This is a genomic window from Tessaracoccus aquimaris (genome assembly GCF_001997345.1).
Lineage (GTDB): Bacteria > Actinomycetota > Actinomycetes > Propionibacteriales > Propionibacteriaceae > Arachnia > Arachnia aquimaris.
Window position 1 is genome coordinate 1,922,106 of the sequence record NZ_CP019606.1, and the last position, 25,680, is coordinate 1,947,785.

Below are 25,680 nucleotides of genomic sequence, written 5' to 3' on the forward strand. Positions count from 1 at the left end.
TGGTGGCCGACATCGACGACGAGGACGGCGAACTCAGATGCACCCGCTGGTTCCCCAGCAGGTCGGGACGTGGTCGGAGCAGCAGAAGACCGAGGTCGTGCCCAGTGGGGCGACACTGCGGGACTGGTCGCGGGCCTTCGCCGGGCTCGATCCTGCGCTCGCCGCGGAGGTGCCGTACTACGAGTTCGACCCCAAGACCCTCGAGCCGACGCGGGCCATGGACTTCCTGCCCGGGGTCACGAAGCTTGAGGTCCTCGGCTGGTTCGTGGCCGGTCTCGTCGCGCTCTGGGCAGCCGTCAACCAGCCGTGGCTGCCGCCGATCGGGTACCTCCCGGCCTTGCTGCTTGGCGCTCTCGTCGGCTTCGGCGTCAGCTTCGGAGTCCGCTGGCTGATCGGCAACCACGAGTCGGCCTCCGAGACCGACCCGATGACGGTGCCCCGGATCGTCGAGCGGATCGAGGAACTGCCGCCCGCGGCCGAACCGCAGCCCCCGCTCGACCCGCCGGGCGACGCCGTCGCGAGGGTGAAGGAGGCCTACGGCGCACTGCTGCTCGACGTCGTCTACCGGATCGAGAGTCCCGCTCTCTTCGACGGCGCCGAGCCGACGACGCGCCGGTTCGTGATCGCGCTGGCGACCTGGGACGACACCCCGCAGGACGAGCGGACCGCCGCCCAGTCGGCGGAGGTCGCGGCGGCCTTCGAGTCGGCACGGGTCAACGCCGAGCACCTTGGCCTAAACCATCTCCCCATCGACAAGCGCGAAACGGGCCGCAGACTTCTGTCGGCCACCAGGATCGCGACCGACGACGACTCCCCCGCGGGCGAGCGCGACGCGGCGCGTCGACGCGTCGTCGACCTCATCGACGCACTCGCCCTCTACTACCTGCCGCGGGTCGACGCGGCCGCCCCAGGGCTGATCGGAGCGCCGCGCCAGGTGGAGGCGACCTAGATCTGGGCGCGCAGCGAGCGCAACCGGGTCAGGGACGAGTCGCGGCCGAGGATCTCCATCGATTCGAACAGCGGCGGGGAGACCTTTCGCCCTGAGATCGCGATCCGGATCGGCCCGAACGCGAACTTCGGCTTGATGCCCATGCCGTCGACGATCTTCTCCCGCAGGTCTGCCTGGATGCTGGCCGCGTCGAAGTCGACGGACCCGGTGACCTCGATGGCGGCGTCGAGGATCTCGGCGGCATTGTCGGGAAGCTCGCTGACCGTGGTCGGCTCGATGACCAGGTTCGCGTCGGACTCGAGCAGGTAGTCCAGTTGCGGCAGCGCGTCCTTGAGAAGCACCAGGCGCTCCTGGATGATCGGAACGGCCTGGCGAAGCACCGCCAACTGCTCGTCGTTGGGGTCGACCCACTGCCCGGTGTCGCTGGCGAAGGCCGCGATCTGGTCGGCGAGGTCGTCGGCGCTCAGGGAACGCAGGTAGGCCCCGTTGAGCCAGTCAAGCTTCTTCAGATCGAAGATCGGGCCGACGGTGTTGACCTTCGACCAGGAGAAGTTCTCGACGAACTCCTCGAAGGTGGAGACCTCGTGCTCCTCGTCGCCGGCGTAGCCGAGCAACTGGAGGAAGTTGCGCACCGCCTCCGGCAGGTAGCCCTGCTCCTTGAACCACATCAGCCTGGCGGCCGGGTTCTTGCGCTTGGAGATCTTCGACTTGTCGGTGTTGCGCAGCAGCGGCATGTGCGCGAACGCGGGAAGCTCCCAGCCCAGCCAGCGGTACAGCAGGATGTGCTTGGGCGTCGAGGAGATCCACTCCTCGCCGCGGACCACCGTGTTGATGCCCATCAGGTGGTCGTCGACGACGACCGCGAGGTGGTAGGTCGGGAACCCGTCGGCCTTGAGGATCACCTGGTCGTCGGGGCGGGGCGCCTTGACGCTGCCGCGGATGATGTCGTCGAACTCGAGCGGGGCGTCGTCTGGAATCAGCATCCGCACCACGGGCGTCTCGGAGAAGCCGGGAAGCGCGGCGCGCTCCTCGCGAGTCTTGCCGTAGCAGAGCCGGTCGTAGCCGGTGGTCGACAGTTTCTGCCTGTTCTGCTCCTCGCGCAGTTCGGCGAGGCGCTCCGACGAGCACCAGCAGTAGTAGGCGTGGCCGTCGGCGACCAACTGCTCGACGAAGGGCCGGTAGGTCTCGAGGCGCTGCGACTGCTTGTACGGCGCGTAGGGGCCGCCCTTGGCCGGGCTCTCGTCCGGGGAGAGGCCGAGCCAGTCGAGCGAGTCGTAGATCTGCTGCTCGGAGCCCGCCACCAGCCGGTTCTGGTCGGTGTCCTCGATGCGGAGCACGAACTGGCCGCCGGTCTTGCGTGCCCAGGCCAGGTCGAACAGCGCCATGAAGGCGGTCCCGACGTGTGGGTCGCCGGTGGGCGACGGGGCGACTCGGGTGCGGGCGGGCGCGTCAGTGGTCATAGTGCCCCCAACTCTAGAGGACCGGGCAGGAAATGGCCGCCGCGCCTGGGTGCCGGGTGCGGCACACTTGGACGCATGAGCACTGACGATCCGGGCGCGCTTGAGGCGGCCCGTAGGCAGGCGGAGAAGGCGTTGGAGCCCGACCGCCCCGCCAAGGCGACCAGGATGCTCACCTACCTGCTGGAGGATCTGGTCCCGATCCCGGGAACCAAGTACCGGGTGGGGATCGACCCACTGCTCAGCCTGATCCCGTGGGCGGGCACCGCCACCGGCGCGATCTTCGGGACGGCACTGATGTTCGACGCCGTCCGGTTGAAGATGCCTCTCTCCGTGCTCGCCCGGATGTTCCTGAACTGGATCATCGACTGGCTCGTCGGCCTGATCCCCTACGCGGGGGCCTTGCTCGACTTCGCTTGGCGCTCGAACAACAAGAACCTCAAACTGCTCAACCGCACGATCGCCGACCGCGGTCAGGTGAGGGACGCGTCGGTGGGCTACTGGATCGCCGTCGCGGGAATCATCGTGGCGATGTTCGCGCTGATCCTGCTGGTGCCGATCGTGCTCATCACGCTACTGGTGACCCGGGGTTGACGCCTGCCGCGACCGGCTAACATGTCGCCATGACCGATCCCGCCATGCCCTCCAACTTCATTTACGATGCCGTCTCAGACGACATCGAGCAGGGTGTGCGCGGCGGGCGGGTCCAGACGCGGTTTCCACCCGAGCCGAACGGCTTCCTGCACATCGGCCACGCCAAGGCAATCGTCGTCGACTTCGGCGTCGCCGACGACTTCGGCGGCAGCTGCGTGCTGCGCCTCGACGACACCAACCCCGAGACGGAGGACGTGTCGTTCGTCGAGTCGATCATGTCCGACATCCGCTGGCTCGGCTACGAGCCGGCCGACGAGCGGTTCGCGTCTGACTACTTCGAACAGCTCTACGCGTGGGCCGAGCAGCTCATCGAGGCCGGGCTCGCCTATGTCGACGACCAGACCGGCGAGGAGATCTCCGCCGGCCGCGGCGGCTTCGGCAAGCCGGGCACCAACTCCCCCTACCGCGACCGCTCGCCCGAGGAGAACCTCGACCTGTTCCGCAGGATGAGGGCCGAAGAGTTCCCGGACGGCAGCAAGGTGCTGCGCGCCAAGATCGACATGTCGCACGAGAACATGCAGTTGCGCGACCCGATCATGTACCGGATCCGCCACTCGCACCACCACCGCACGGCCAACGACTGGGTCATCTACCCGACCTACGACTGGGCGCACGGCCAGTCCGACGCCATCGAGGGCGTCACGCACTCGATCTGCACGCTGGAGTTCGAGTCGCACCGCCCGCTGTACGACTGGTTCCTTGAGCAGTTGAAGGTGGTCGATCCCCCGCGCCAGTACGAGTTCGCCCGGCTGGAGCTGACCTACACCGTCACCTCGAAGCGGCGGCTCGCCAAGCTCGTCAACGACGGCGTCGTCGACGGTTGGGACGACGCCCGGATGCCGACGCTGCGCGGCCTGCGGCGCCGCGGCTACCCGGCGAGCGCGATCCGCGCGTTCTGCCGCGAGGTCGGCACCACGCGCACCAACTCGCGCCAGTCGATCGAGTATCTCGAGAGCTACGTGCGGCGCGACCTGAACGCGTCTGCCCAGCGCCGGATGGCGGTGCTGCGGCCCCTGAAGCTGCGCCTGACGAACTGGCCTACCGACGCCGCGGGCAAGCCCGTCGTCGAGCACTTCGAGATCACCAACAACCCGGAGCGGCCGGAGGACGGCACCCGGATGGTGGCGTTCTCGGGCGAACTGTGGATCGAGCAGGACGACTTCCAGGAGGTTCCGCCCCGAAGTACTTCCGCCTCTCCCCCGGCCGCGAGGTGCGGCTGCGCGGCGCCTACTTCGTGACGGCGACCGAGGCTGTCAAGGACGACGAGGGCAACGTCGTCGAGGTGCTCGCGACCTACGATCCCGAGACAAAGGGCGGAAACGCGCCCGACGGTCGAAGGGTGAAGTCGACCATGCACTGGGTCTCGGCCCCGCACGCCGAGGAGGCCACGGTCGCGCTCTACGACCGGCTCTTCACTGCGGAGGCACCCGGCGAACGCACCGGTGAGGCGCTCGACGACCTGAACCCCGACTCCCGCGAACTGCTCGACGGCGTCAAGGTCGAGTCGGCGCTGACCGGCGCGGCACCGGGTGAGGTCGTCCAATTCGAGCGGCTCGGCTACTTCGCTGCCGACCCGGACACCACGATGCACTTCCACCGCACGGTGGGGCTCCGCGACGAGTGGGCCTCGATCCAGAAGCGCGGCTGAGCGGCCCCCTTACCCGTCGGCCTGGCGCCGCGCGAGGGTGAGGTGGACGACCCCGCTCGGGGAGCCGACCGCCTCGATCGTGAAGCGTTCCTCCAGGCCCTCGAGCCCGTCCCACAACCGCTCCCCGCGTCCAAGCAGGATCGGCACGACGACGAGGTGCAACTCGTCGATCAGGTCGGCGACCAGGAACTCGCGCACCGTCGTGGTGCCTCCACCGATCCGGATGTCGCGTCCGTCCCCCAGCGTGCGTGCCTTGGCGATCGCGTCCTGCGGGGTGGCGTCCAGGAAGTAGAACGTCGTGCCGCCGGCCATCGGCTCGGGGGGTCGCACGTGGTGGGTCAGCACGATCACCGGCGTGTGGAACGGCGGATCCTCGCCCCACCAGCCCTTCCAGTCGTGGTCGGTCCACGGGCCGCGCTGCGGGCCGAACTTGTTGCGCCCCATGATCTCGACGCCGATGCCCTCGGCCCACTGCCCCGCGAAGGCCTCGTCGACGCCGACCGTGCCGGCGTCGGAGCCGTGGAAGCCCATCCGTTGAAAGGTGCGGGTCGGCAGCGCCCACTGCATCAGCCGGTGCCCGGCGTGCCCGAACGGTTCCTCGAGCCGCTGCCCCTCCCCGACGCCGAAGCCGTCGAGCGAGATGGAGAAGTTGTGTACCCGTACGCGTCCAGCCATGGCCGATCCTCCCTCGCGATTCCTGGAGACAGCACAGCACAGGGGGCCCGCCCCGCGCGGCCGTTCGGAGATCCACGGTGCCGGGACACGACCGTGCCCCCGCCGCGGGCAGCGACGGGGGCACGGATGGTGTTCGAGGCTCAGCCCGCGACGCGGATCGTGAACGTGGCCGTTGCGGCTGCGCCTGCCGCGTTGGTGACGGTCACGACGACGTCGAAGGTGCCGGTGACGCTCGGCTTGCCGGTGATCACGCCCGAGCGCGGGTGCATCGACAGGCCTGCAGGCAGTCCGGTCGCGGCGTGCTCCAGCGGCCGCGGCTGACCGGAGGCCTTGACCTTCAGGCTGAACGGCCTCCCCTTGTTCGCGACCTGGTCGGCGACCGGCGAGATGACCGGCCCCTCCCCGCTGACCTGGGCCGTCACCGCGAGCGTGAACTCGGCGGTGCTCGCCGCGCCCAGCGCGTCGGTCACCGTCACGGCGATCCGATGCTCCCCGACCGCCTGGCTCACGCCCGCGATCTCGCCGGTGGCGGCGTCGATCGTGACTCCCTCCGGCAGGCCGGTGGCGGCGTACCCGAGGGGCCCGTCCGGGTCGCTCGCCCGCACGGCGAGGGCCACCGGTGTGCCCTCGACGAAGGTCGCGTCGGGGATGGCCTCGACGACGGGTGCCTCGTTGGCGGTGATCCGCAGGAACGCCTCGACGTGGTCGCCACCGCGGCCCTCGAACCATTCGGTGGCGGGTCGGCCGCCGATGGTGGGCAGGTCGAAGCCGTCATAGGTGTCGACGACGACCGGGTTGTCCGCGGTGCCGTAGGCCCACAGGCTCGCCGTCGACGCCTCGCATGCCGTACCCGACTTGACGTGCAGGTCGGCACCCGGCGCCAGGTCGAGCTGACGGAGTTGCTCGAGGGAGTTGATCGGACGGTCCTTGGTGCCCGACCCTGCGGTTGGGGCGGAGCAGTCGATCCAGAGTTCGGTCGGCTTGCCCGGGTCGGTTGCCGCCTGCCGGTACAGCGACCAGTCAGCGATGGCGTACTGGCCGCGGGCGGAGGTGACGGTGATCCGCCACTGCTGCGCGGTGACGGGGTTCGCCAGCTTGACGATCCGGCTGACGCCGATCGTGGTGCCGGTCGCCGCCTGCACCCAGGTGTCTCCGTTGAGGTACTCCACCGTGAAGGAGCGCACCTGCTGGCCGTGGTCGAGGGTGTCCTCGGCGAGGCTCATCCGCGAGACGGTGCTCGGCTGCCCAAGGTCGACGGTGATCGGCGTGCGGTCCTCGCCGGTCTCCGACAGCCAGGAGCTGCGCAGGTTGCCGTCGGTGACGGCGGACGCGTCGGCCTGGCCCGCGGTGGCGCTCGCCCCGAGGGCCGCGTTGTCCCCGTACGCCTGGCGGCGGAGGCTCGAGAAGCTCTCCAGCGCGGCGACCGAGGACGGGGCGAAGCTGCCTGCCGTCGTCGGCGGGACGTTGAGCAGCATCACTGCGCTCTGGCCGACGGTGCGGTCCCAGTGCGAGTTCAGCAGCGCGGCACCGCTCTTGGGGCTGTCGCCGGGATGCGCGAACCAGCCGCCGGTGAGCTTCATGTCGGCCTCGGCGGGCCACCAGTGCAGCGCGTTGGCACCGCCGGACTTGACGGCGTTGATCACCCACGCGTCGTCGGCGGCCTTCGGCATCGCGGGAAGCACGCCACCGATCTTGTCGCCGATGGTGGTCATCTTGATCGGGACGGCGCCCCATTCTGCGTCGCGGGCGTAGCCCGCCTCGTTGCCGACCCAGCGGACGTCAGGTCCGCCGACGGCGATCTGGGCGCCCGGCTGCAGCTTGTGGATCAGGTCGTAGTAGGCGACGTAGTCGAACTTCTCGGAGCCGGAGGTGTTGCCGCCAGCGCCGTCGAACCAGACCTCGTCGATCTCGCCGTACTCGGTGAGCACCTCGTAGAGCTGGTTGAGGAAGTACTGGCCGTAGTCGGTGGCCTCGTACTCGAACGTCGGCAGGTCCTTGCCCGCCCGGTCGTCGCCCTCGACGAGGGTCGGGATGGTACGCATCGACTTCGGCGAGCCGTTGGCGAAGATGCCAGCATGCTCGGCCCACGAGTCGGCCGGGGACAGGTAGACGCCGACCTTCAGGCCGTACTTCTTCGCGGCCTTTGCGTAGTCGGCCATGATGTCGCCCTCGCCGTCGAGCCATGGAGTGTTGGCGACGGTGAAGGAGGAGTAGCGCGAGGGCCAGAGCTGGAAGCCGTCGTGGTGCTTCAGGGTGAGGATTCCCATCTTGAAGCCCTCGTCGCGCAGGGTCTTGGCCCAGGCGTCGACGTCGACGGTGCCTGTCGGGTTGAAGCGGCTGGGGTCTTCCTTGCCGTTGCCCCACTCCTGGTTGTAGAAGGTGTTGATGCCGAAGTGCATGAAGCCGGTGAGCTGCAGTTCCTGCCAGTCGAGCTGGCCCTCGGTGGGTCGCACGGCGCTTGCCTTCTTGATGATGTTGTCGTCGCAGTCGGTGCGGCTGACCGGCACGTAGTTGCCGGGCACGACCTCGACGGGATCGCAGGAGACCGGCGGCTTGAGGCTCTGGAAGGTGAAGGCGGCGTCCTTGAACTCGCCGTTGAGCAGCGCGAAGCGGGCGCGGTCGATCGAACCCTTGAAGCCGCGGGTCTGCGCCCCGGGGTTGGCCTCGTTGCCGAAGGCCACCACGCCGCGGCTGGCGGACTGCCTGCTGAGCAGTGCGCCCTTCAGCTCGGGTTGGGCGTATCCGTCGACCCAGAGCAGCACGCGGGCTCCCCCTGCGGCCTCCGGGATGTAGGCGACGGAGACGACGTGCTTCTCGCCCGCCGTCAACTCGCCTGCTGCGGCGCGGTACTCGACCCACTTGCCGTTGTTACCGGAGTAGCCGTACTGCAGGGCGCCTCCGCTGAAGCGGACGTAGAAGTTGCCTCCGACGCCGATCAGGGTGCCGAGTTCGGACTGGGCGCCGGTCGGCGTGAACTCCGCCTCCGCGACGAAGCCCGCGGCGATGTCCTGGTCGGGCATCGGGTTGCTGGTGGGCGTGAACGTCAGGGCCTGTCCGCCGCCCGTGAGGGTCAGCGCGGAGCCTGCCACGGTCGCACCGCCGAGCGCCTTGACCGATCCCGCGGCGAGTTCGCCCGCGGCCGGGGTGTAGGCGCCCGCGTCGACGGAGCCGTCGAAGCCGAGCAGCATTGTCTCGGTCGCGGCGGGTCGGGGCTGCAGTTCGAACCGGTCGCCAGTACCGTCGGTGGCGTTGACGCGCACCTGGTGGATCGCGCCGACGAAGCCGCGGTTGCCGCCGGCCGGGTTGACCTCGTTGCCGAAGCCGAAGGCCTTGGAAAGCCCGGTCGACACGTTCGCGGGACTGGTTCCGGTCACGGCGGGCAGCGCCTCGCCGTCGAGCGAGAGGTCGACGGTGACGCCCGCGTCGGTTGCGCGGTAATGCAGCGACAGGGCGTGCTCCTTGTCGAGCGCGGGGAGCGCTGCCTCCTTGAAGGAGTCGACCCACTTGCCCGTGGCGTTGCTGGAGTAGCCGTACCGGAGCTTGCCGTTCTGGGCGCGGACGAACACGTTGCCGCCAGCGGACAGGTAGGTGCTGAGCTCGGGTGCGGCCGTCGCGGTGAAGCGGGACTCCATCACATAGCTCTGGCTGCCTGCCGCCAGGTCAAGGTCGGCGGCGTCGAACCGCAGGCCTTGGGTGCCTCCGGCGAGGCGGACGCCTTCGGGCACCTGCTCCTCCCCTCCGGCGATCCGGTGCAGCACGCCGCGCTGGGCCTCGTCGCCCTGGGTCGTGTACTGCGTGGTGCCGACGAGCGAGCCGCCGAAGGACACGTCGAGGGCGTCTGTGGGGCTCGCAAAGGCACTGCCGGCTCCTGCTCCGGCGGTCAGGGTGAGCGCTAGAGCGCCCGCAGCCAGTGCGCGAATGCTCGCGCGGGGTTGTTGTCGTCGCATGGGACTCCCATCGGGATCTGCATTGATCGGGACGGGGATCACCCTATGCTAGCGTTAACATTGAACGGGTTCGACAAAATAACCGCTCAATACGAGTGAGCGACGGCGCTCGATCGCCCAGGCGCGTTGGCCTCGCGGGGAACCCATCACAAGTCGATAACAGTTGCCCCGTCGACCGCGTCGCGGCCCCGACGCGCCACTAGTGTCGGATGCAGCCGAGTCGAGGGCAACGGCGCCCTCGCCTCGGCTTCACTCATGTCACCTCCCAGCCGGCCGCTCCCCCAGTTGGTTGAGCCATGAGGGTGCCCGCCAGGGGACCGCATCGGTCGAAACCACCCACACCCAAGCAGAAAGTCCCAGCACTAGGCGCCAGAGGTTTCGACGCGCCAGCGGGCCCCAGGACACCACCGAAGATCTCACCGCGGCAGCACGTGACTACGTCACCGACCTCAACAAGAGCGAGACACCCAGCGCCGAGCGGAACGCGACGTGCCGGAAGTGACGGCCGTGAGCCCGCACGTCGCCCCACCGCGCAGCACGCCAAACCCGACCACCAACGCAACGACACACGCCTCAAGCGACCCGACCCCAGCGGGGCGACCGAGGTGCGCGCCGCGGTCGCGCCAATCGAGGGCACGGTACCCAACACCCTCCAGAGCCCAACACCAGGGCAGACGGGGACGGGACGCCGGGCGGCCTCAGCAACCCGAGTACCCGATCTACCCGAGGCCAAGCACCAAGGCCCCCGACAACGCCGCCCGGTTCCCGGCCCCGGCTGACCGCAGACAAGCTCACCCAAGAGCCTGACACCACGGGGGTTTCGACACGGCAGCAGGCGACTAAGTCGCCTGGGACGGACCCAACCAGCAGACCCGAGAACGCCACAGAGGGTTTCGACACGGCAGCCAGCGACTACGTCGCCGCGGCCGGCTCAACCAGCGGGACAGGGCAGACGGGGACGGGACGCCGGGCGGCCTCAAACAACCTCACCCCCGACCTACCCGAGGCCAAGCACCAAGGCCGCCGACAAAGCCGCCCGGTTCCCGGCCCCGGCTGACCGCAGACAAGCTCACCCAAGAGCCTGACACCACGGGGGTTTCGACACGGCAGCAGGCGACTAAGTCGCCTGGGACGGACCCAACCAGCAGACCCGAGAACGCCACAGAGGGTTTCGACACGGCAGCCAGCGACTACGTCGCCGCGGCCGGCTCAACCAGCGGGACAGGGCAGACGGGGACGGGACGCCGGGCGGCCTCAGTAACCCGCACCCGACCTACCCGAGGCCAACCACCCAGGCCGCCGACAACGCCGCCCGGCTCCCGGCCCCGGCTGACCGCAGACAAGCTCGCCCACGAGCCTGACACCACGGGGGTTTCGACTCGCCAGCAGGCGACTGCGTCGCCCGGGACCGACCCAACCAGCAGACCCCAGAACGCCACAGAGGGTTTCGACACGCCAGCAGGCGACTACGTCGCCGCGGCCGGCTCAACCAGCAGGCCCAGGACATGCTGAAGGGCCGCATGGTCTCCCATGCGGCCCTTCAGAGACTCAGTGAGTCAGATGATCACTTGATGATCTTGACGACGTTACCTGCGCCGACGGTGCGGCCTCCTTCGCGGATGGCGAACTTGAGGTTCTCCTCCATCGCGATGGGCTTGTTCAGGTGAACGGTCATCTCGGTGTTGTCGCCGGGCATGACCATCTCGGTGCCAGCGGGGAGCTGGACAACGCCGGTCACGTCAGTCGTACGGAAGTAGAACTGAGGCGAGTAGTTCGAGAAGAACGGCTTGTGACGGCCGCCCTCTTCCTTGGTCAGAACGTAGACGTTGGCCTCGAAATCGGTGTGAGGCGTGGTCGACCCGGGGGCGATCACGACCATGCCGCGCTCGACGTCTTCCTTCTTGGTGCCGCGGAGCAGCAGACCGACGTTCTCGCCAGCGCGACCCTCGTCGAGGATCTTGCGGAACATCTCGACACCGGTGACGGTGGAGGTCTGCTTGTCCTCACGGATGCCGACCAGGTCGACGGTGTCGCCCGTGCGGACGATGCCGCGCTCGATACGGCCGGTGATGACGGTGCCACGACCGGTGATCGTGAAGACGTCCTCAACGGGCATCAGGAAGGGCTTGTCGGTGTCGCGCTCCGGCTGCGGGATGTAGTCGTCGACAGCGTTCATCAGCTCGACGATCGTGTCGGCCCACTTCTCGTCGCCCTGGAGGGCGGGGAAGGCGGCAACGCGGACGATCGGCAGCTCGTCGCCGTCGAACTCCTGCGCGGAGAGGATCTCACGGAGCTCCATCTCGACCAGGTCGATCAGGTCGGCGTCAGCCTCGTCGATCATGTCGCACTTGTTGAGGGCGACGACGATCGCGGGCACGCCAACCTGGCGGGCCAGGAGGATGTGCTCGTGGGTCTGAGCCATCGGGCCGTCGGTGGCGGCAACGACGAGGATCGCGCCGTCCATCTGGGCGGCACCGGTGATCATGTTCTTGACGTAGTCGGCGTGGCCGGGGCAGTCAACGTGCGCGTAGTGGCGCTTCTCGGTCTGGTACTCGACGTGCGAGATCGAGATGGTGATACCGCGCTGGCGCTCCTCGGGAGCCTTGTCGATCTGGTCGAACGCCGAGACAGCGTTCCACTCCGGGTAGCGGTCGTGAAGCACCTTCGTGATCGCCGCGGTCAGAGTGGTCTTGCCGTGGTCGACGTGTCCGATGGTGCCGATGTTTACGTGCGGCTTAGTCCGCTCAAACTTGGCCTTTGCCACGAGGGCTCCTTCTTGGATATCGCCGCACGGGAATGTGCGGCGTTGGGTGTTTCCCCTAAGAGTGTCGACGAACGAGCACACAGCCGAACGCCATACCTACCACATCCTAGCGATCCTGCCGCGTGACGCCAAACCGGGGCGGGCCACCTGCCGGGACGCTCCAGGAACAACGAAGAAGCTGGCCGGGGGTGCTCCCCCCGGCCAGCTTCTGCTTGGTTCAGTGCGCCGTCAGGCTCACTCGCCCTTCGCCTTGGCGATGATCTCCTCGGCGATGTTCTTCGGCGTCTCGGCGTAGGAATCGAACTCCATGGAGTACGACGCCTGGCCCGACGTCTTCGACCGCAGGTCGCCGACGTAGCCGAACATCTCCGACAGCGGCACGAGCGCGTTCACGACGCGGTTGCCGTGCTGCTCGTCCATCGAACGGACCTGGCCGCGACGCGAGTTCAGGTCGCCGATGACCGTGCCGAGGTAGTCCTCGGGGTGGTCACCTCGACGGCCATCATCGGCTCGAGGATGGCCGGGTCGGCCTTGCGGGCGGCCTCCTTGAAGGCCTGAGCGCCGGCGAGCTTGAACGCGAGCTCCGAGGAGTCGACGTCGTGGTACGCGCCGTCGGTCAGGGTCGCCTTGATGTTGTCGACCGGGTAGCCGGCGAGCACGCCGAACTGCATGGCCTCACGGATGCCCTGGTCCACCGCGGGGATGTACTCGCGGGGGACGCGGCCACCGGTCACGGCGTTGACGAACTCGTAGCCCGAGCCCGGCTCGGTCGGCTCGAGGTCGATGATGACGCGCGCGAACTGGCCGGAACCACCGGTCTGCTTCTTGTGCGTGTACTCGATCTTCTCGACCTTGCGACGCAGGGTCTCACGGTAGGCCACCTGCGGCTTGCCGATGTTGGCCTCGACCTTGAACTCACGACGCATGCGGTCGATGAGCACGTCCAGGTGGAGCTCGCCCATGCCTGCGATGATCGTCTGGCCGGTCTCCTCGTCCGTGTGGACGCGGAAGGTCGGATCCTCTTCGGCCAGGCGCTGGATCGCGGTGCCCAGCTTCTCCTGGTCGGACTTGGTCTTCGGCTCGATGGCCTGCTCGATCACGGGGGCCGGGAAGGTCATCGACTCGAGCACGATGGGGTTGCTCGGATCACACAGGGTTTCGCCCGTGGTGGTGTCCTTCAGACCCATCACCGCACAGATCATGCCTGCGCCGATCTGGGGGATCTCCTCACGCTTGTTGGCGTGCATCTGGTAGATCTTGCCGATGCGCTCCTTGCGACCCTTGGTCGAGTTGAGCACCTGCGTTCCCGCGGTGAGCACGCCCGAGTAGATGCGCACGAAGGTCAGCTTGCCCAGGTGCGGATCAGCGGCGACCTTGAACGCCAGGATCGACAGCGGCTCCTCGTCGGAGGGCTGACGCTCGAGGACGACGGACTCGTCACCGGGCTTGAAGCCGTCGATGGCGGGAACGTCGAGCGGCGAGGGAAGGTAGTCGATGACCGCGTCGAGCAGGGGCTGGACGCCCTTGTTCTTGAACGAGGTGCCACACACGACCGCGGTGAAGGTGTTCGAGATGACACCCTTGCGGATGGCGGCCTTGATCTGCTCGACGGAGGGCTCCTGGCCCTCGAGGAACATCTCCATGATCTCGTCGTCCACATCGGAGACGCGCTCGATCAGCGTGGCGTGGGCCTCCTCAGCGGCGGCCTTGAGATCCGCGGGGATCTCCTCGATCTCGTAGTCCTCACCCATCACGGTCTCGCCGCGCCAGGTCAGGGCCCGCATCTGCACGACGTCGACGACTCCGAGGAAGTCGCCCTCGGCGCCGATCGGGAGCTGCAGCAGCACCGGGTCGGTGTTGAGGCGCTCGCGGATCGTCTTGACGACGTGGTCGAAGGAAGCGCCGGTGCGGTCAAGCTTGTTGATGTAGCAGATGCGCGGGACACCGTACTTGGTGGCCTGACGCCACACCGTCATCGACTGGGGCTCGACGCCAGCTACACCGTCGAACACCGCGACGGCGCCGTCGAGGACGCGGAGCGAACGCTCCACCTCGACGGTGAAGTCGACGTGACCCGGGGTGTCGATGATGTTGATGAGGTTTTCGTGCCAGAAACAGGTCGTCGCGGCGGACGTGATCGTGATGCCGCGCTCCTGCTCCTGCTCCATCCAGTCCATGGTGGCTGCGCCATCGTGGGTCTCACCGATCTTGTGGTTCTTGCCCGTGTAGAACAAGATGCGCTCGGTGGTGGTGGTCTTACCGGCATCGATGTGGGCCATGATGCCAATGTTGCGAACCTTATTCAGGTCGGTCACAGTGCATTCCTTCTTATGAAGTCTTCAAAAAAGCGCGGGAGCGCCCCCGGCCTTGCGGCTCGGGGGCATCGGCTCACCAGCGGTAGTGCGCGAAGGCGCGGTTGGCCTCAGCCATCTTGTGCGTGTCCTCGCGGCGCTTCACGGACGCGCCGAGGCCGTTAGAGGCGTCGAGGATCTCGTTCATCAGACGCTCGGTCATCGTCTTCTCGCGACGGGCGCGGGAGAAGGAGACGAGCCAGCGCATCGCGAGCGTGGTCTGACGGGCCGGCTTGACCTCGATCGGGACCTGGTACGTCGCGCCACCGACACGACGCGACTTGACCTCGAGGGAGGGGCGGATGTTGTCGAGCGCCTTCTTCAGCGTCTGGACCGGATCGACACCGGTCTTCTCGCGGGTGCCTTCCATCGCGTCGTAGACGATGGCCTGGGCAACAGTCTTCTTGCCGTCAAGCAGGATCTTGCTGACGAGCTGGGTAACGATCTGCGAACCGTAAACCGGATCGACGACGACGGGGCGCTTCGGCGCGGGACCCTTGCGAGGCATTACTTCTCCTTCTTCGCGCCGTAGCGGCTGCGAGCCTGCTTGCGGCCCTTGACACCCTGGGTGTCAAGCGCGCCGCGGATGATCTTGTAGCGCACGCCGGGGAGGTCCTTCACACGACCGCCACGGACGAGCACCATCGAGTGCTCCTGCAGGTTGTGGCCCACACCCGGGATGTACGCGGTCACCTCGATGCCGGAGCTCAAACGCACACGCGCGACCTTACGGAGCGCGGAGTTCGGCTTCTTCGGCGTCGTGGTGTAAACACGAGTGCACACGCCGCGACGCTGGGGCGAACCCTTGAGCGCGGGCGTCTTGTTCTTGGAAATCTTGTCTGTTCGGCCCTTGCGGACCAGCTGCTGGATTGTTGGCACCTGCTGGTATCACTTTCGTTATTGGTGGACGTACGTTTATCTTCCCTGGCGCAGCTTTTCCACTCCGAGATCAAGTCACCGTATGGCCTCGAGGTAGATCACTGCCGTGCGGACTCAGCACATCCACGCTCTCCTGCAACGTCGGAGAGCGATCCACCATGCCAGGGCACGCACAAATCGGCCCGAGCAACCGGGCACGCCCGTCAAGATTACTCCACGCCTGAGGGAGAATCAAAAGCGACGGGCTCAGGCCCTGGTGGCACGACGCCCACCAGCGAAGGGGCGCCGACCGTGATCGGTCGACGCCCCTCTCCACGGGTGCCTAGACGCCGGTGTGAGGCAGGCCAGGGCGTGGCGTGCCGGGGCCGGCCGACACCGACGGGACGGGTCGGGGCGACCCGGACGGGCTCGGCCGGGGCGTCGGGGGCCCGGTCGGGCCCGGGTCAGAGGGGCAACCGAGCGACCCGCGGTGCAGCGCGCCGGGGCGGACCCCGTCGGTGAACCACCAGGCGTCGCGCTCCCCCGCGTCGCACAGGGTGGAGGTGGCGAAGCCCTCGTTGTTGGTGTCCGGTAGGCCCGTCGGTCGCTCGATCAGCCGGACGGCCGGCTCGGGCGTCCCGTTGAGGGTGATCTGCACGCCGGTGCCCGAGCAACCGTCATCGCACATCGCCCACATCACGCCGAGCGTGGTGTCGTAGTCGAGCGCCATCACGCCGCCCAGCCCTGGGATGACGAGCGAGATCTGCGCGAGGGTGCCGTCCGAGTTGAGCGCGTACCCGTAGACCCCTCCGTTGTCCTCGACGGCGACGAAGAAGAGGCCGTCACCGTGCAGCGGGTAGTCGGCCGGGTCGTAGGCCTTGTCCCGGGAGTCGTCCCACAGCTTGCCGACCAGGTCGGCGTCGGAGACCCATTCGACGGCCTCGATGCCAGTGTTGGCCGAGACCTGCGGCAGGGAGGCGGTGAGGTCCCACTCCTGGCTCGCGACGACGTCGGGGCCGGGACGGTTCGGGTCGATCTTCAGGACCGAGTTGAAGTTGACGCCCTTGTCGGAGTTGTCGCGCTCCGAGGCCAGGTAGATGAACCCGTCGCCCGCGACGGTGATGCCCTCCGCGTCAGGGCCCTTGGCGGCCGGGTCGTCTGCGTCCTTGGCGAACCGGGCGCGCTTGCCCGCCGCCCACCCGTCGGCGAAGGTGGCGCCACCGTCGGCCGTGACGTTCAGCTTCCAGAAGGTGCCGGTGCCGTTGTCGACCGCCCAGAGCACCGGGTTGCCGTCCTCGACGGTGAAGTCAAGGCCCGAGGAGTCCTCGAGGAACATCGCGACGGTGTCGACGGTCGTGGTGCCCTGGGCACCCGGCCACGGGTCGTTGCCCGGCTCAGGCGTCGGGGGCTCCTCGCCGCAGTTGCCGTAGCCGGGGGTCAGCGCGGCGGGCTGGGTCCACTCCCCCGTGCCGTTGGGGCAGCGACCCCAGCTCGGCACGCCGTGGGCCTGGTAGTCGAACGAGTCGACAAGCGTTCCGTCGGGCAGGAAGAGCCTGGCGCTGTCGGCCTTGCCCAGCCCGAAGGAGAAGTCGATGTCGGCCTTGAGGAGCAGGTAGCCGCCCGGCTGCAGCACGGTGCCCGCCTTGATGGTGTCGGTGCGGGCGTCGTCGTTGTCCTTGATGAGGAAGCCGCTGAGGTCGGCCGCTTCGGTGCCGTAGTTGAACAGCTCGATGAAGTCCGCGGGCGCGGAGTCCGAGTTGACCTCGTTGATGGCGACCTTCGGGACGGCCAGCGGAGCGCACTTGTTGGCGGCGTTCTTGGTCGGGGTCTCGGAGTCGCGCAGCGCGCCGGTGCCGTCGGGGCACCGGGCGAGGCTGGTGGCGGAGTGCTGCGTCCAGGAGTGGGAGTCGAGGAGCGTGGTGCCGTCGGCCGCGAAGAGGCGGGCGGAGTCGGCGCCGCCGAGCCCGAAGCCTCCGTCGACGGTGGCGACGTCGACCGTGAGGAACGCGCCGGGCGCGACGCTGGTCCCCGCGGGTAGCGTCAGGCGGTGGTCGTCTGAGTTGTCGCTCAGCACGTAACCCGCCAGGTCGACGGTGGAGCCGCCCGCGTTGTACAGCTCGATCCAGTCGTCGGGCGAGCCTGCCTGCGACTCGATCTCGTTGATGACGACCTTGCCGGGAAGCTGGCAGGCGTTGGCAGCGCCCCGGGTCGGCTGAGCGGTGGTCGCGAACTCCCCCACGCCATCGGGGCAGCGGCCGTAGCTGGTGGAGGCGTGTCCGGTCCAGGCGTGCTCGTCGAGCAGGGTGGTCGCGTCGGCGTCGTAGAGGCGTACCGAGTCGTTCTTGCCGAGCCCGAAGCCGACGTCGGGGTCGGTGTCGGTGTAGATGGCGTAGTAGCCGCCAGCGGCGACCGTGGTGCCGGTCGGCACGGTGAGCGTGTGGGTGTCGTCGTTGTCGCGGATCACGACGCCGGAGATGTCGATGGCCTGCGTGGTGGGGTTGTACAGCTCGACCCAGTCACCGACGGCGTCGCCGTCGGACTCGATCTCGTTGATGACGATGCCTGTCGCTGCTGCCTCGGCCTCGCCGGGGACGGACCCCAGCAGCGTGAAGGCGAGCGCGGCGGCCAAGATGGCGCGGGGTGTGCGCATGGGCTGGCTCCTGATCGTGGTGCGTGCTGCCAGAGCCTTGCAGCGGCCGGTGAACGCCAGGCGACGGGCCAGGGTCGCCCGGGTGACGGACCGGCGTCCAGTCGACGACGCCCCGCACCTGCCGGTGGTCGCCCGCCCCGCACATGCAGAAGGGCCCGCGACCGGAGTCGCGGGCCCTTGCTGGGTCAGGTTCAGCGAATCTCGCCGAAGTCCATCTCGTCGAGCGGGACGGCGGGGCCGACCACGTCGGAACCGAACGAGTAGTCGTACGGGTCGTAGCTCATGGTGAACGCCGAGGCGCGGGCCTCTTCGGTGGGCTCCACCCGGATGTTGCGGTAACGGTCGAGACCGGTACCCGCCGGGATCAGCTTGCCGAGGATGACGTTCTCCTTCAGGCCGACGAGCGAGTCGCTCTTGCCCTGGATCGCGGCATCCGTGAGGACCTTGGTCGTCTCCTGGAAGGAGGCGGCCGACAGCCACGAGTCCGTCGCGAGCGACGCCTTCGTGATACCCATCAGCACCGGGCGACCCTCGGCGGGCTTGCCACCCTCAGCGAGCGCCTTGCGGTTGGCCGCCTCGTAGCTCGGCCTGTCGACCAGCTCGCCGGGCATCATCGAGGTCTCGCCAGAGTCGATCACGGTGATGCGTCGCAACATCTGGCGGATGATGATCTCGATGTGCTTGTCGTGGATCGGCGCGCCCTGCGTGCGGTACACGCGCTGGACCTCCTCCACGAGGTGCTCCTGCACCTTGCGGAGACCGCGGATCCGGAGGACGTCCTGCGGGTCGACCTGGCCAGCGGTGAGCTGCTGCCCGATGGCGACGTGCACGCCGTCGCGGATCGAGATCCGCTCACCCGTGTGGTCCTCGAACTCGAGGCGGGTGCGGCGGCCGACCGGGTACTCCAGGTCCTCGCCACCGTCATCGCGGACGAGCACGATCTTGCGGGAACGGTCGCCGTCCTCGATGCGCACGACACCGTCGGCCTCCGAGATCGGCGCCTTGCCCTTGGGCTGACGCGCCTCGAACAGCTCGGTGACACGCGGCAGACCCTGCGTGATGTCGTCTCCCGCCACACCACCGGTGTGGAAGGTACGCATCGTGAGCTGGGTGCCGGGCTCGCCGATCGACTGGGCAGCGACGATGCCGACGGCCTCGCCGACGTCCACCGTCTTGCCGGAGGCAAGCGAGCGGCCGTAGCACATGGCGCAGGTGCCGACGGAGGACTCACAGGTGAGCACGGAGCGGACCTTGACCTCGGTCACGCCCGCATCGACCAGCGTGCGGATCTCGGCGTCACCCAGGTCGGTGCCCGCGGCGACGAGGACCTTGCCGTCCTTGTCCACCGCGTCGACCGCGAGGGTGCGGGCGTAGACGGCGGTCTCGACATCGGCGGAGGTCTCGGCCACGGCGCCCTTGGCGAACGGCTTGGCCGGGGTCTGCACGGGGCGGCCCGACTCGTCGGCGCCGGTCGTGGTCCACGTCGCGATGACCTTGTTCAGGCCACGCTGCGTCCCACAGTCCTCCTCGCGGATGATGACATCCTGCGAGACGTCGACCAGACGACGGGTCAGGTAACCCGAGTCCGCCGTGCGGAGCGCCGTGTCGGCCTGTCCCTTACGGCCACCGTGCGTCGAGATGAAGTACTCCAGAACCGAGAGTCCCTCACGGAAGTTCGACTTGATGGGCCGGGCGATGATGTCGCCCTTCGGGTTGGCCACGAGGCCACGCATGGCGGCGATCTGACGCATCTGCGTCATGTTTCCTCGCGCACCGGAGTCGACCATCATGAAGATGGGGTTGTCCTCGGTGAAGTTCTCCTTCATCGCCTCGGTCAGCTCGGCGGTCGCGTCGGTCCAGATCGCGATGAGCTCCTGACGGCGCTCGTCCTCGGTCACGGAACCACGCTCGTAGAGCTTGTCGATCTTGGTGGCGCGCTTCTCGTAGCCCTCGAGGATCTCGGCCTTCTGCGGCGGCGTCTGCACGTCGGAGATCGACACGGTCACGCCGGAGCGCGAGGCCCAGCGGAAGCCCATGTCCTTCAGCGCGTCCAGCGCGGTCGCGACGGTGACCTTCGGGTAGCGCTCGGCCAGTTCGTTGATGATCTGCCCGAGGACCTTCTTGCCCACGACCGAGTTGACGTACTCGAAGTCGGCAGGAAGCGCCTCGTTGAAGAGGGCGCGACCGAGCGTCGTGTCGACGAGGTACGAGCCGTCGGCGCGCTGAGCGACACCGGGGACGTTGACGTCGACGAGACGGACCTTGATCTTCGAACCGAGGTCGAGGTCACCGGCGTCGTAGGCCATGATCGCCTCGGCGAGCGACGAGTAGGCGTTGTCCTCGCCCTTGCCCGGACGCTCGAGCGTCAGGAAGTAGTGGCCGATGATCATGTCCTGGGTCGGCATGGTGACGGGGCGACCGTCTGCCGGCTTCAGAATGTTGTTGGTCGACAGCATCAGCACGCGCGCCTCGGCCTGGGCCTCGGCGGAAAGCGGCAGGTGCACGGCCATCTGGTCACCGTCGAAGTCGGCGTTGAACGCCGTGCAGACGAGCGGGTGGATCTGGATGGCCTTGCCCTCGATGAGCTGCGGCTCGAACGCCTGGATGCCGAGACGGTGCAGCGTAGGCGCACGGTTCAGCAGCACGGGGTGCTCGGCGATGACCTCTTCGAGGACGTCCCACACGACCGGGCGCTGACGCTCGACCATCCGCTTGGCGGCCTTGATGTTCTGCGCGTGGTTGAGGTCGTCGAGACGCTTCATCACGAACGGCTTGAACAGCTCGAGCGCCATGGCCTTCGGCAGGCCGCACTGGTGCAGCTTGAGCTGCGGGCCGACCACGATGACCGAACGGCCCGAGTAGTCGACGCGCTTGCCGAGCAGGTTCTGACGGAAGCGGCCCTGCTTGCCCTTGAGCATGTCGGAGATCGACTTCAGGGGACGGTTGCCTGGTCCGGTGACCGGGCGACCGCGACGACCGTTGTCGAACAGCGAGTCGACGGCCTCCTGGAGCATCCGCTTCTCGTTGTTCACGATGATCTCGGGGGCACCGAGGTCGAGCAGGCGCTTCAGGCGGTTGTTGCGGTTGATGACGCGGCGGTACAGGTCGTTCAGGTCGGAGGTCGCGAAGCGGCCACCGTCGAGCTGCACCATCGGACGCAGGTCCGGAGGGATGACGGGGACGGCGTCGAGCACCATCGCGGCGGGATCGTTCTGGCCGGTCAGGAACGCGTTGACGACCTTGAGGCGCTTGAGCGCGCGGGTCTTGCGCTGGCCCTTGCCGGTGGCGATGATCTCGCGCAGGTTCAGGGACTCGGCCTTCAGGTCGAAGTCCTGCAGGCGCTTCTGGATCGCCTCGGCGCCCATCGAGCCCTCGAAGTACTTGCCGAAGCGCTTCTTCATCTCGCGGTAGAGCGTCTCGTCGCCCTCCAGGTCCTGGACCTTGAGGGTCTTGAAGCGGTTCCACACCTCGTCGATGCGGTCGAGCTGGCGCTGAGTGCGGGTGCGGAGCAGGCCCGCCTCCTTCTCAGCGGCCTCGCGGACCTTGCGCTTGACGTCGGCCTTGGCGCCCTCTTCCTCAAGCTGGGCCAGGTCCTCCTCGAGCTTGCGCATCCGCGCCTCGATGTCGGAGTCACGCTTCGCGGCGACCTGCTTCGACTCGACCTCGACCTTGGCCTGCAGCGACGAGAGGTCGCGGTGGCGGGCCTCGTCGTCGACCGAGGTGATCATGTGCGCAGCGAAGTAGATGACCTTCTCGAGGTCCTTCGGAGCGATGTCGAGCAGGTAGCCCAACCGGCTGGGGACACCCTTGAAGTACCAGATGTGGGTCACGGGAGCGGCGAGCTCGATGTGGCCCATCCGCTCGCGACGCACGTTGCTACGGGTCACCTCGACGCCACAGCGCTCGCAGATGATGCCCTTGAAGCGGACCCGCTTGTACTTGCCGCAGTAGCACTCCCAGTCCCTGGTGGGGCCGAAGATCTTCTCGCAGAAGAGACCGTCGCGCTCCGGCTTGAGCGTGCGGTAGTTGATGGTCTCGGGCTTCTTCACCTCGCCGTGCGACCATTCACGAATCTGGTCGGCGCTAGCGAGACCGATTCGCAGTTCATCGTAGAAGTTCACGTCCAGCACGTTTTGCTTCTCTTTCCCCTACTTCGTGGCAGTAGGTGCCTTTGGAAAAGTCTGAGTTGATTTGGGACTGAGTTCAGGCTCAGACTTCGCCGACGTCCAGGAAGTTGTCAGATCCGGGACGGCGACCGAGGTCGATGCCGAAGTCCTCGGCGGAGCGGATGTCGTCCTCGGACTCGCGCAGGTCAATGACCCGGCCGTCGTCGGAGAGCACCTCCACATTCAGACACAGCGACTTCATTTCCTTGACGAGAACCTTGAACGACTCCGGGATGCCCGGCTCGGGGATGTTCTCGCCCTTCACGATGGCTTCGTAGACCTTGACGCGGCCAGGCACGTCATCGGACTTGATGGTCAGCAACTCCTGCAGAGCCCAAGCCGCGCCGTACGCCTCGAGGGCCCACACCTCCATCTCACCGAAGCGCTGGCCACCGAACTGGGCCTTACCGCCGAGCGGCTGCTGGGTGATCATCGAGTACGGGCCGGTCGAACGGGCGTGGATCTTGTCGTCGACCAGGTGGTGCAGCTTCAGCATGTACATGTAGCCGACGCCGATCTTCTCGGGGTACTTGTCCCCGTGCGGCCGTCGAACAGGTACGCCTTGCCGGACGAGTTGATCAGGCGGTCGCCGTCGCGCGTCGGGAGGGAGTTGTCGAGCAGACCCGAGATCTCCTCCTCGTTGGCGCCGTCGAAGACGGGGGTGGCGACCTTCGCGTCACCCTCGACCCGGCCGAGGCCGACCTCGCGGAGACGCTCGGCCCACTCGGTCTGCACCTCGGTGATGTCCCAACCGGTCTTGGCGATCCACCCGAGGTGGTTCTCCAGCACCTGGCCCACGTTCATGCGGGACGGGACGCCGAGCGGGTTCAGCACGATGTCGACGGGGGTGCCGTCTTCGAGGAACGGCATGTCCTCGACGGGGAGGATCTTCGAGATGACGCCCTTGTTACCGTGGCGGCCGGCGAGCTTGTCGCCGTCGGAGATCTTGCGCTTCTGCGCGACGTGCACGCGGACCAGCTGGTTGACGCCGGGCAGCAGCTCGTCGTCGTCCTCGCGGTTGAAGACACGCACGCCGATGACCGTTCCGGTCTCGCCGTGGGGCACCTTCAGCGACGTGTCGCGGACCTCGCGGGCCTTCTCGCCGAAGATGGCGCGCAGCAGGCGCTCCTCGGGGGTGAGCTCGGTCTCGCCCTTCGGCGTGACCTTGCCGACCAGGATGTCGCCCGCGCCGACCTCTGCGCCGATGCGCACGATGCCGCGCTCGTCGAGGTCGGCCAGCATCTCGTCGGAGACGTTGGGGATCTCACGGGTGATCTCCTCGGCGCCCAGCTTCGTGTCGCGGGCGTCGACCTCATGCTCCTCGATGTGGATCGAGGTGAGGACGTCGTCCTGCACGATGCGCTGCGACAGGATGATCGCGTCCTCGTAGTTGAGGCCCTCCCACGGCATGAACGCCACGAGCAGGTTGCGGCCGAGCGCGAGCTCGCCCTGGTCGGTGCATGGGCCGTCGGCAAGCGGGGTGCCGATCTCGACCCGGTCACCGGGGGCGACAAGCGGGCGCTGGTTGATGCAGGTGCCTGCGTTCGAGCGGACGAACTTGTCCAGCTTGAAGCTGGAGTAGGTGCCGTCGTCGTTGGTGATCTCGATGATGTCGGCCGCGACCGAGGTGACGACGCCACCCTTCTTCGCGAGCGTGACGTCGCCGACGTCGACAGCGGCGCGGTACTCCATGCCGGTGCCCACGAACGGGGACTCGTTGCGGATCAGGGGGACGGCCTGACGCTGCATGTTGGCACCCATCAGGGCGCGCGACGCGTCGTCGTGCTCGAGGAACGGGATCAGCGCGGTCGCGATGGAGACCATCTGACGCGGGGACACATCCATGTACTCGACCTCGGCCACGGGGACCTCGTCGGCGTCGCCGTGCTTCAGGCGGACCAGCACGCGCTCCTCGGACAGGTGGCCGGTCGAGTCGACGGCGGCGTTTGCCTGCGCGATGGAGTAGCGGTCCTCCTCGTCGGCGGTCAGGTAGTCGATCTGGTCGGTGACCAGGCCGTCGACGACCTTGCGGTACGGCGTCTCGATGAAGCCGAATGCGTTGACGCGGGCGAACGAGGCCAGCGAGCCGATCAGGCCGATGTTGGGGCCTTCAGGGGTCTCGATGGGGCACATGCGGCCGTAGTGCGACGGGTGGACGTCACGGACCTCCATGCCAGCGCGATCACGGGACAGACCGCCGGGGCCGAGCGCCGACAGGCGACGCTTGTGGGTCAGGCCCGCGAGCGGGTTGTTCTGATCCATGAACTGCGACAACTGCGAGGTGCCGAAGAACTCCTTGAGAGCGGCGGTCACCGGGCGGATGTTGATCAGCGTCTGAGGCGTGATGGCCTCGATGTCCTGCGTGGTCATGCGGTCGCGAACGACGCGCTCCATGCGGCCGAGGCCGGTGCGGAGCTGATTCTGGATCAGCTCGCCGACCGTGCGCAGGCGGCGGTTACCGAAGTGGTCGATGTCATCGGCCTCGACGAGGACGCCGTCGACGGTCTCCTGGTGCTCGTGGAGCGCGACGATGTACTTGATCGCGGAGACGATGTCCTCGATGGTCAGCGTCTGCTGATCGAACGGCAGCTCGAGGCCGAGCTTCTTGTTGATCTTGTAACGGCCGACCTTCGCGAGGTCGTAGCGCTTCGGATTGAAGTAGTAGTTCTCCAGCAACTGCTGCGCAGCGTCGCGCGCCGGGGGTTCGCCCGGGCGCAGCTTGCGGTAGATGTCGAGGAGCGCCTCGTCCTGGGTCTTGACGGAGTCCTTCTCCAGCGTGAGTCGCATCGACTCGTAGTCGCCGAACTCCTCGAGGATCTTGTCCTCGCTCCAGCCGAGCGCCTTGAGCAGGACGGTGACGTTCTGCTTGCGCTTGCGGTCGAGGCGCACGAACACCATGTCGCGCTTGTCGATCTCGAACTCCAGCCACGCGCCGCGCGACGGGATCACCTTGCAGGAGAAGATGTCCTTGTCGGAGGTCTTGTCCGGGGTCTGCTCGAAGTAGACGCCGGGCGAGCGGACGAGCTGCGAGACGACGACACGCTCGGTGCCGTTGATGATGAAGGTGCCGCGGTCGGTCATCAGCGGGAAATCGCCGATGAAGACGGTCTGCGACTTGATCTCGCCGGTGTCGTTGTTCACGAACTCGGCGGTCACGAAGAGGGGCGCGGCGTAGGTGACGTCGCGGTCCTTGCACTCCTCGATGCTGTACTTGGGCTCCTCGAAGCGATGGTCGCGGAACGACAGCGACATCGTCTCGTTGAAGTCCTCGATCGGAGAGATCTCCGCGAAGATCTCCTCCAGACCGGAACGGGTGTTGACGTCGGTGCGGCCAGCGGCGAGCTGTGCCTCCACCTGGACACGCCAAGTCTCATTACCGATCAGCCAGTTGTAAGCGTCGATCTGCAAATCCAGGAGGTTGGGAACCTCCAGTGGCTCGTGAATCTTCGCGAACGAGATACGGCCGGTGGACGAGACGACATTGGTGTTCTTCAACGCAGAGCGCGAGGCGGCCAAGATTCGGTCCTTCCAAGAACGCTTGAAGCAAATTTTCCGTGCACG

At 67.5% G+C, this 25,680-nt stretch carries 10 protein-coding genes and 3 pseudogenes; 3 read left to right on the top strand and 10 right to left on the bottom strand.

Annotation, left to right across the window (positions count from 1 at the left end; all coding sequences use genetic code 11):
* Positions 1-37 precede the first annotated feature (37 nt).
* Positions 38-949 carry a hypothetical protein gene (locus BW730_RS09055; protein WP_077685954.1) on the top strand — a complete coding sequence of 304 codons (912 nt, stop codon included), beginning with the start codon at positions 38-40 and terminating at the stop codon, positions 947-949.
* On the opposite strand, the gene gltX is transcribed toward BW730_RS09055, so the two are convergent.
* Positions 946-2,334, bottom strand: coding sequence for a glutamate--tRNA ligase (gene gltX / locus BW730_RS09060; RefSeq protein ID WP_237268036.1), 1,389 nt, complete (start codon positions 2,332-2,334; stop codon positions 946-948). The two genes, BW730_RS09055 and gltX, sit on opposite strands and share 4 nt — an antisense overlap.
* 150 nt (positions 2,335-2,484) lie before the next feature.
* Between gltX and BW730_RS09065 the strand changes: the two genes are divergently transcribed.
* Positions 2,485-3,000, top strand: a complete 516-nt coding sequence (locus BW730_RS09065; protein ID WP_077685956.1) for a DUF4112 domain-containing protein — start codon at positions 2,485-2,487, stop codon at positions 2,998-3,000.
* A gap of 29 nt (positions 3,001-3,029) precedes the next feature.
* Positions 3,030-4,708, top strand: a pseudogene (locus BW730_RS09070) (glutamine--tRNA ligase/YqeY domain fusion protein).
* A 9-nt stretch (positions 4,709-4,717) separates the two neighbouring features.
* On the opposite strand, the gene BW730_RS09075 reads toward BW730_RS09070, so the two are convergent.
* The 9 genes and pseudogenes from BW730_RS09075 to rpoB all read right to left on the bottom strand — a co-directional run bounded on the left by BW730_RS09075 (position 4,718) and on the right by rpoB (position 25,635).
* Positions 4,718-5,383 carry a dihydrofolate reductase family protein gene (locus tag BW730_RS09075; protein ID WP_077685957.1) on the bottom strand — a complete coding sequence of 222 codons (666 nt, stop codon included), beginning with the start codon at positions 5,381-5,383 and terminating at the stop codon, positions 4,718-4,720.
* Between the two features lie 140 nt (positions 5,384-5,523).
* On the bottom strand, positions 5,524-9,330 hold the full coding sequence (locus BW730_RS09080) for a putative Ig domain-containing protein (protein ID WP_077685958.1): 3,807 nt from the start codon (positions 9,328-9,330) through the stop codon (positions 5,524-5,526).
* Between the two features lie 1,564 nt (positions 9,331-10,894).
* On the bottom strand, positions 10,895-12,094 hold the full coding sequence (gene tuf, locus BW730_RS09085; RefSeq protein ID WP_077685959.1) for an elongation factor Tu: 1,200 nt from the start codon (positions 12,092-12,094) through the stop codon (positions 10,895-10,897).
* Positions 12,095-12,328: 234 nt separating this feature from the next.
* A pseudogene (gene fusA / locus BW730_RS09090) lies at positions 12,329-14,373 on the bottom strand (elongation factor G).
* Between the two features lie 109 nt (positions 14,374-14,482).
* Positions 14,483-14,953 carry a 30S ribosomal protein S7 gene (rpsG, locus tag BW730_RS09095; RefSeq protein ID WP_077685960.1) on the bottom strand — a complete coding sequence of 157 codons (471 nt, stop codon included), beginning with the start codon at positions 14,951-14,953 and terminating at the stop codon, positions 14,483-14,485.
* Entirely contained in the window at positions 14,953-15,324 is a 372-nt protein-coding gene (rpsL, locus tag BW730_RS09100) for a 30S ribosomal protein S12 (protein ID WP_077685961.1), read from the bottom strand. Before rpsL ends, rpsG begins: the two co-directional genes overlap by 1 nt.
* 322 nt (positions 15,325-15,646) lie before the next feature.
* Positions 15,647-17,953, bottom strand: a complete 2,307-nt coding sequence (locus BW730_RS09105) for a lamin tail domain-containing protein (RefSeq protein WP_077685962.1) — start codon at positions 17,951-17,953, stop codon at positions 15,647-15,649.
* A gap of 191 nt (positions 17,954-18,144) precedes the next feature.
* Complete coding sequence (locus BW730_RS09110) at positions 18,145-22,083, bottom strand: DNA-directed RNA polymerase subunit beta' (protein ID WP_077685963.1); 3,939 nt, start codon at positions 22,081-22,083, stop codon at positions 18,145-18,147.
* Between the two features lie 79 nt (positions 22,084-22,162).
* A pseudogene (gene rpoB, locus BW730_RS09115) lies at positions 22,163-25,635 on the bottom strand (DNA-directed RNA polymerase subunit beta).
* Positions 25,636-25,680 lie beyond the last annotated feature (45 nt).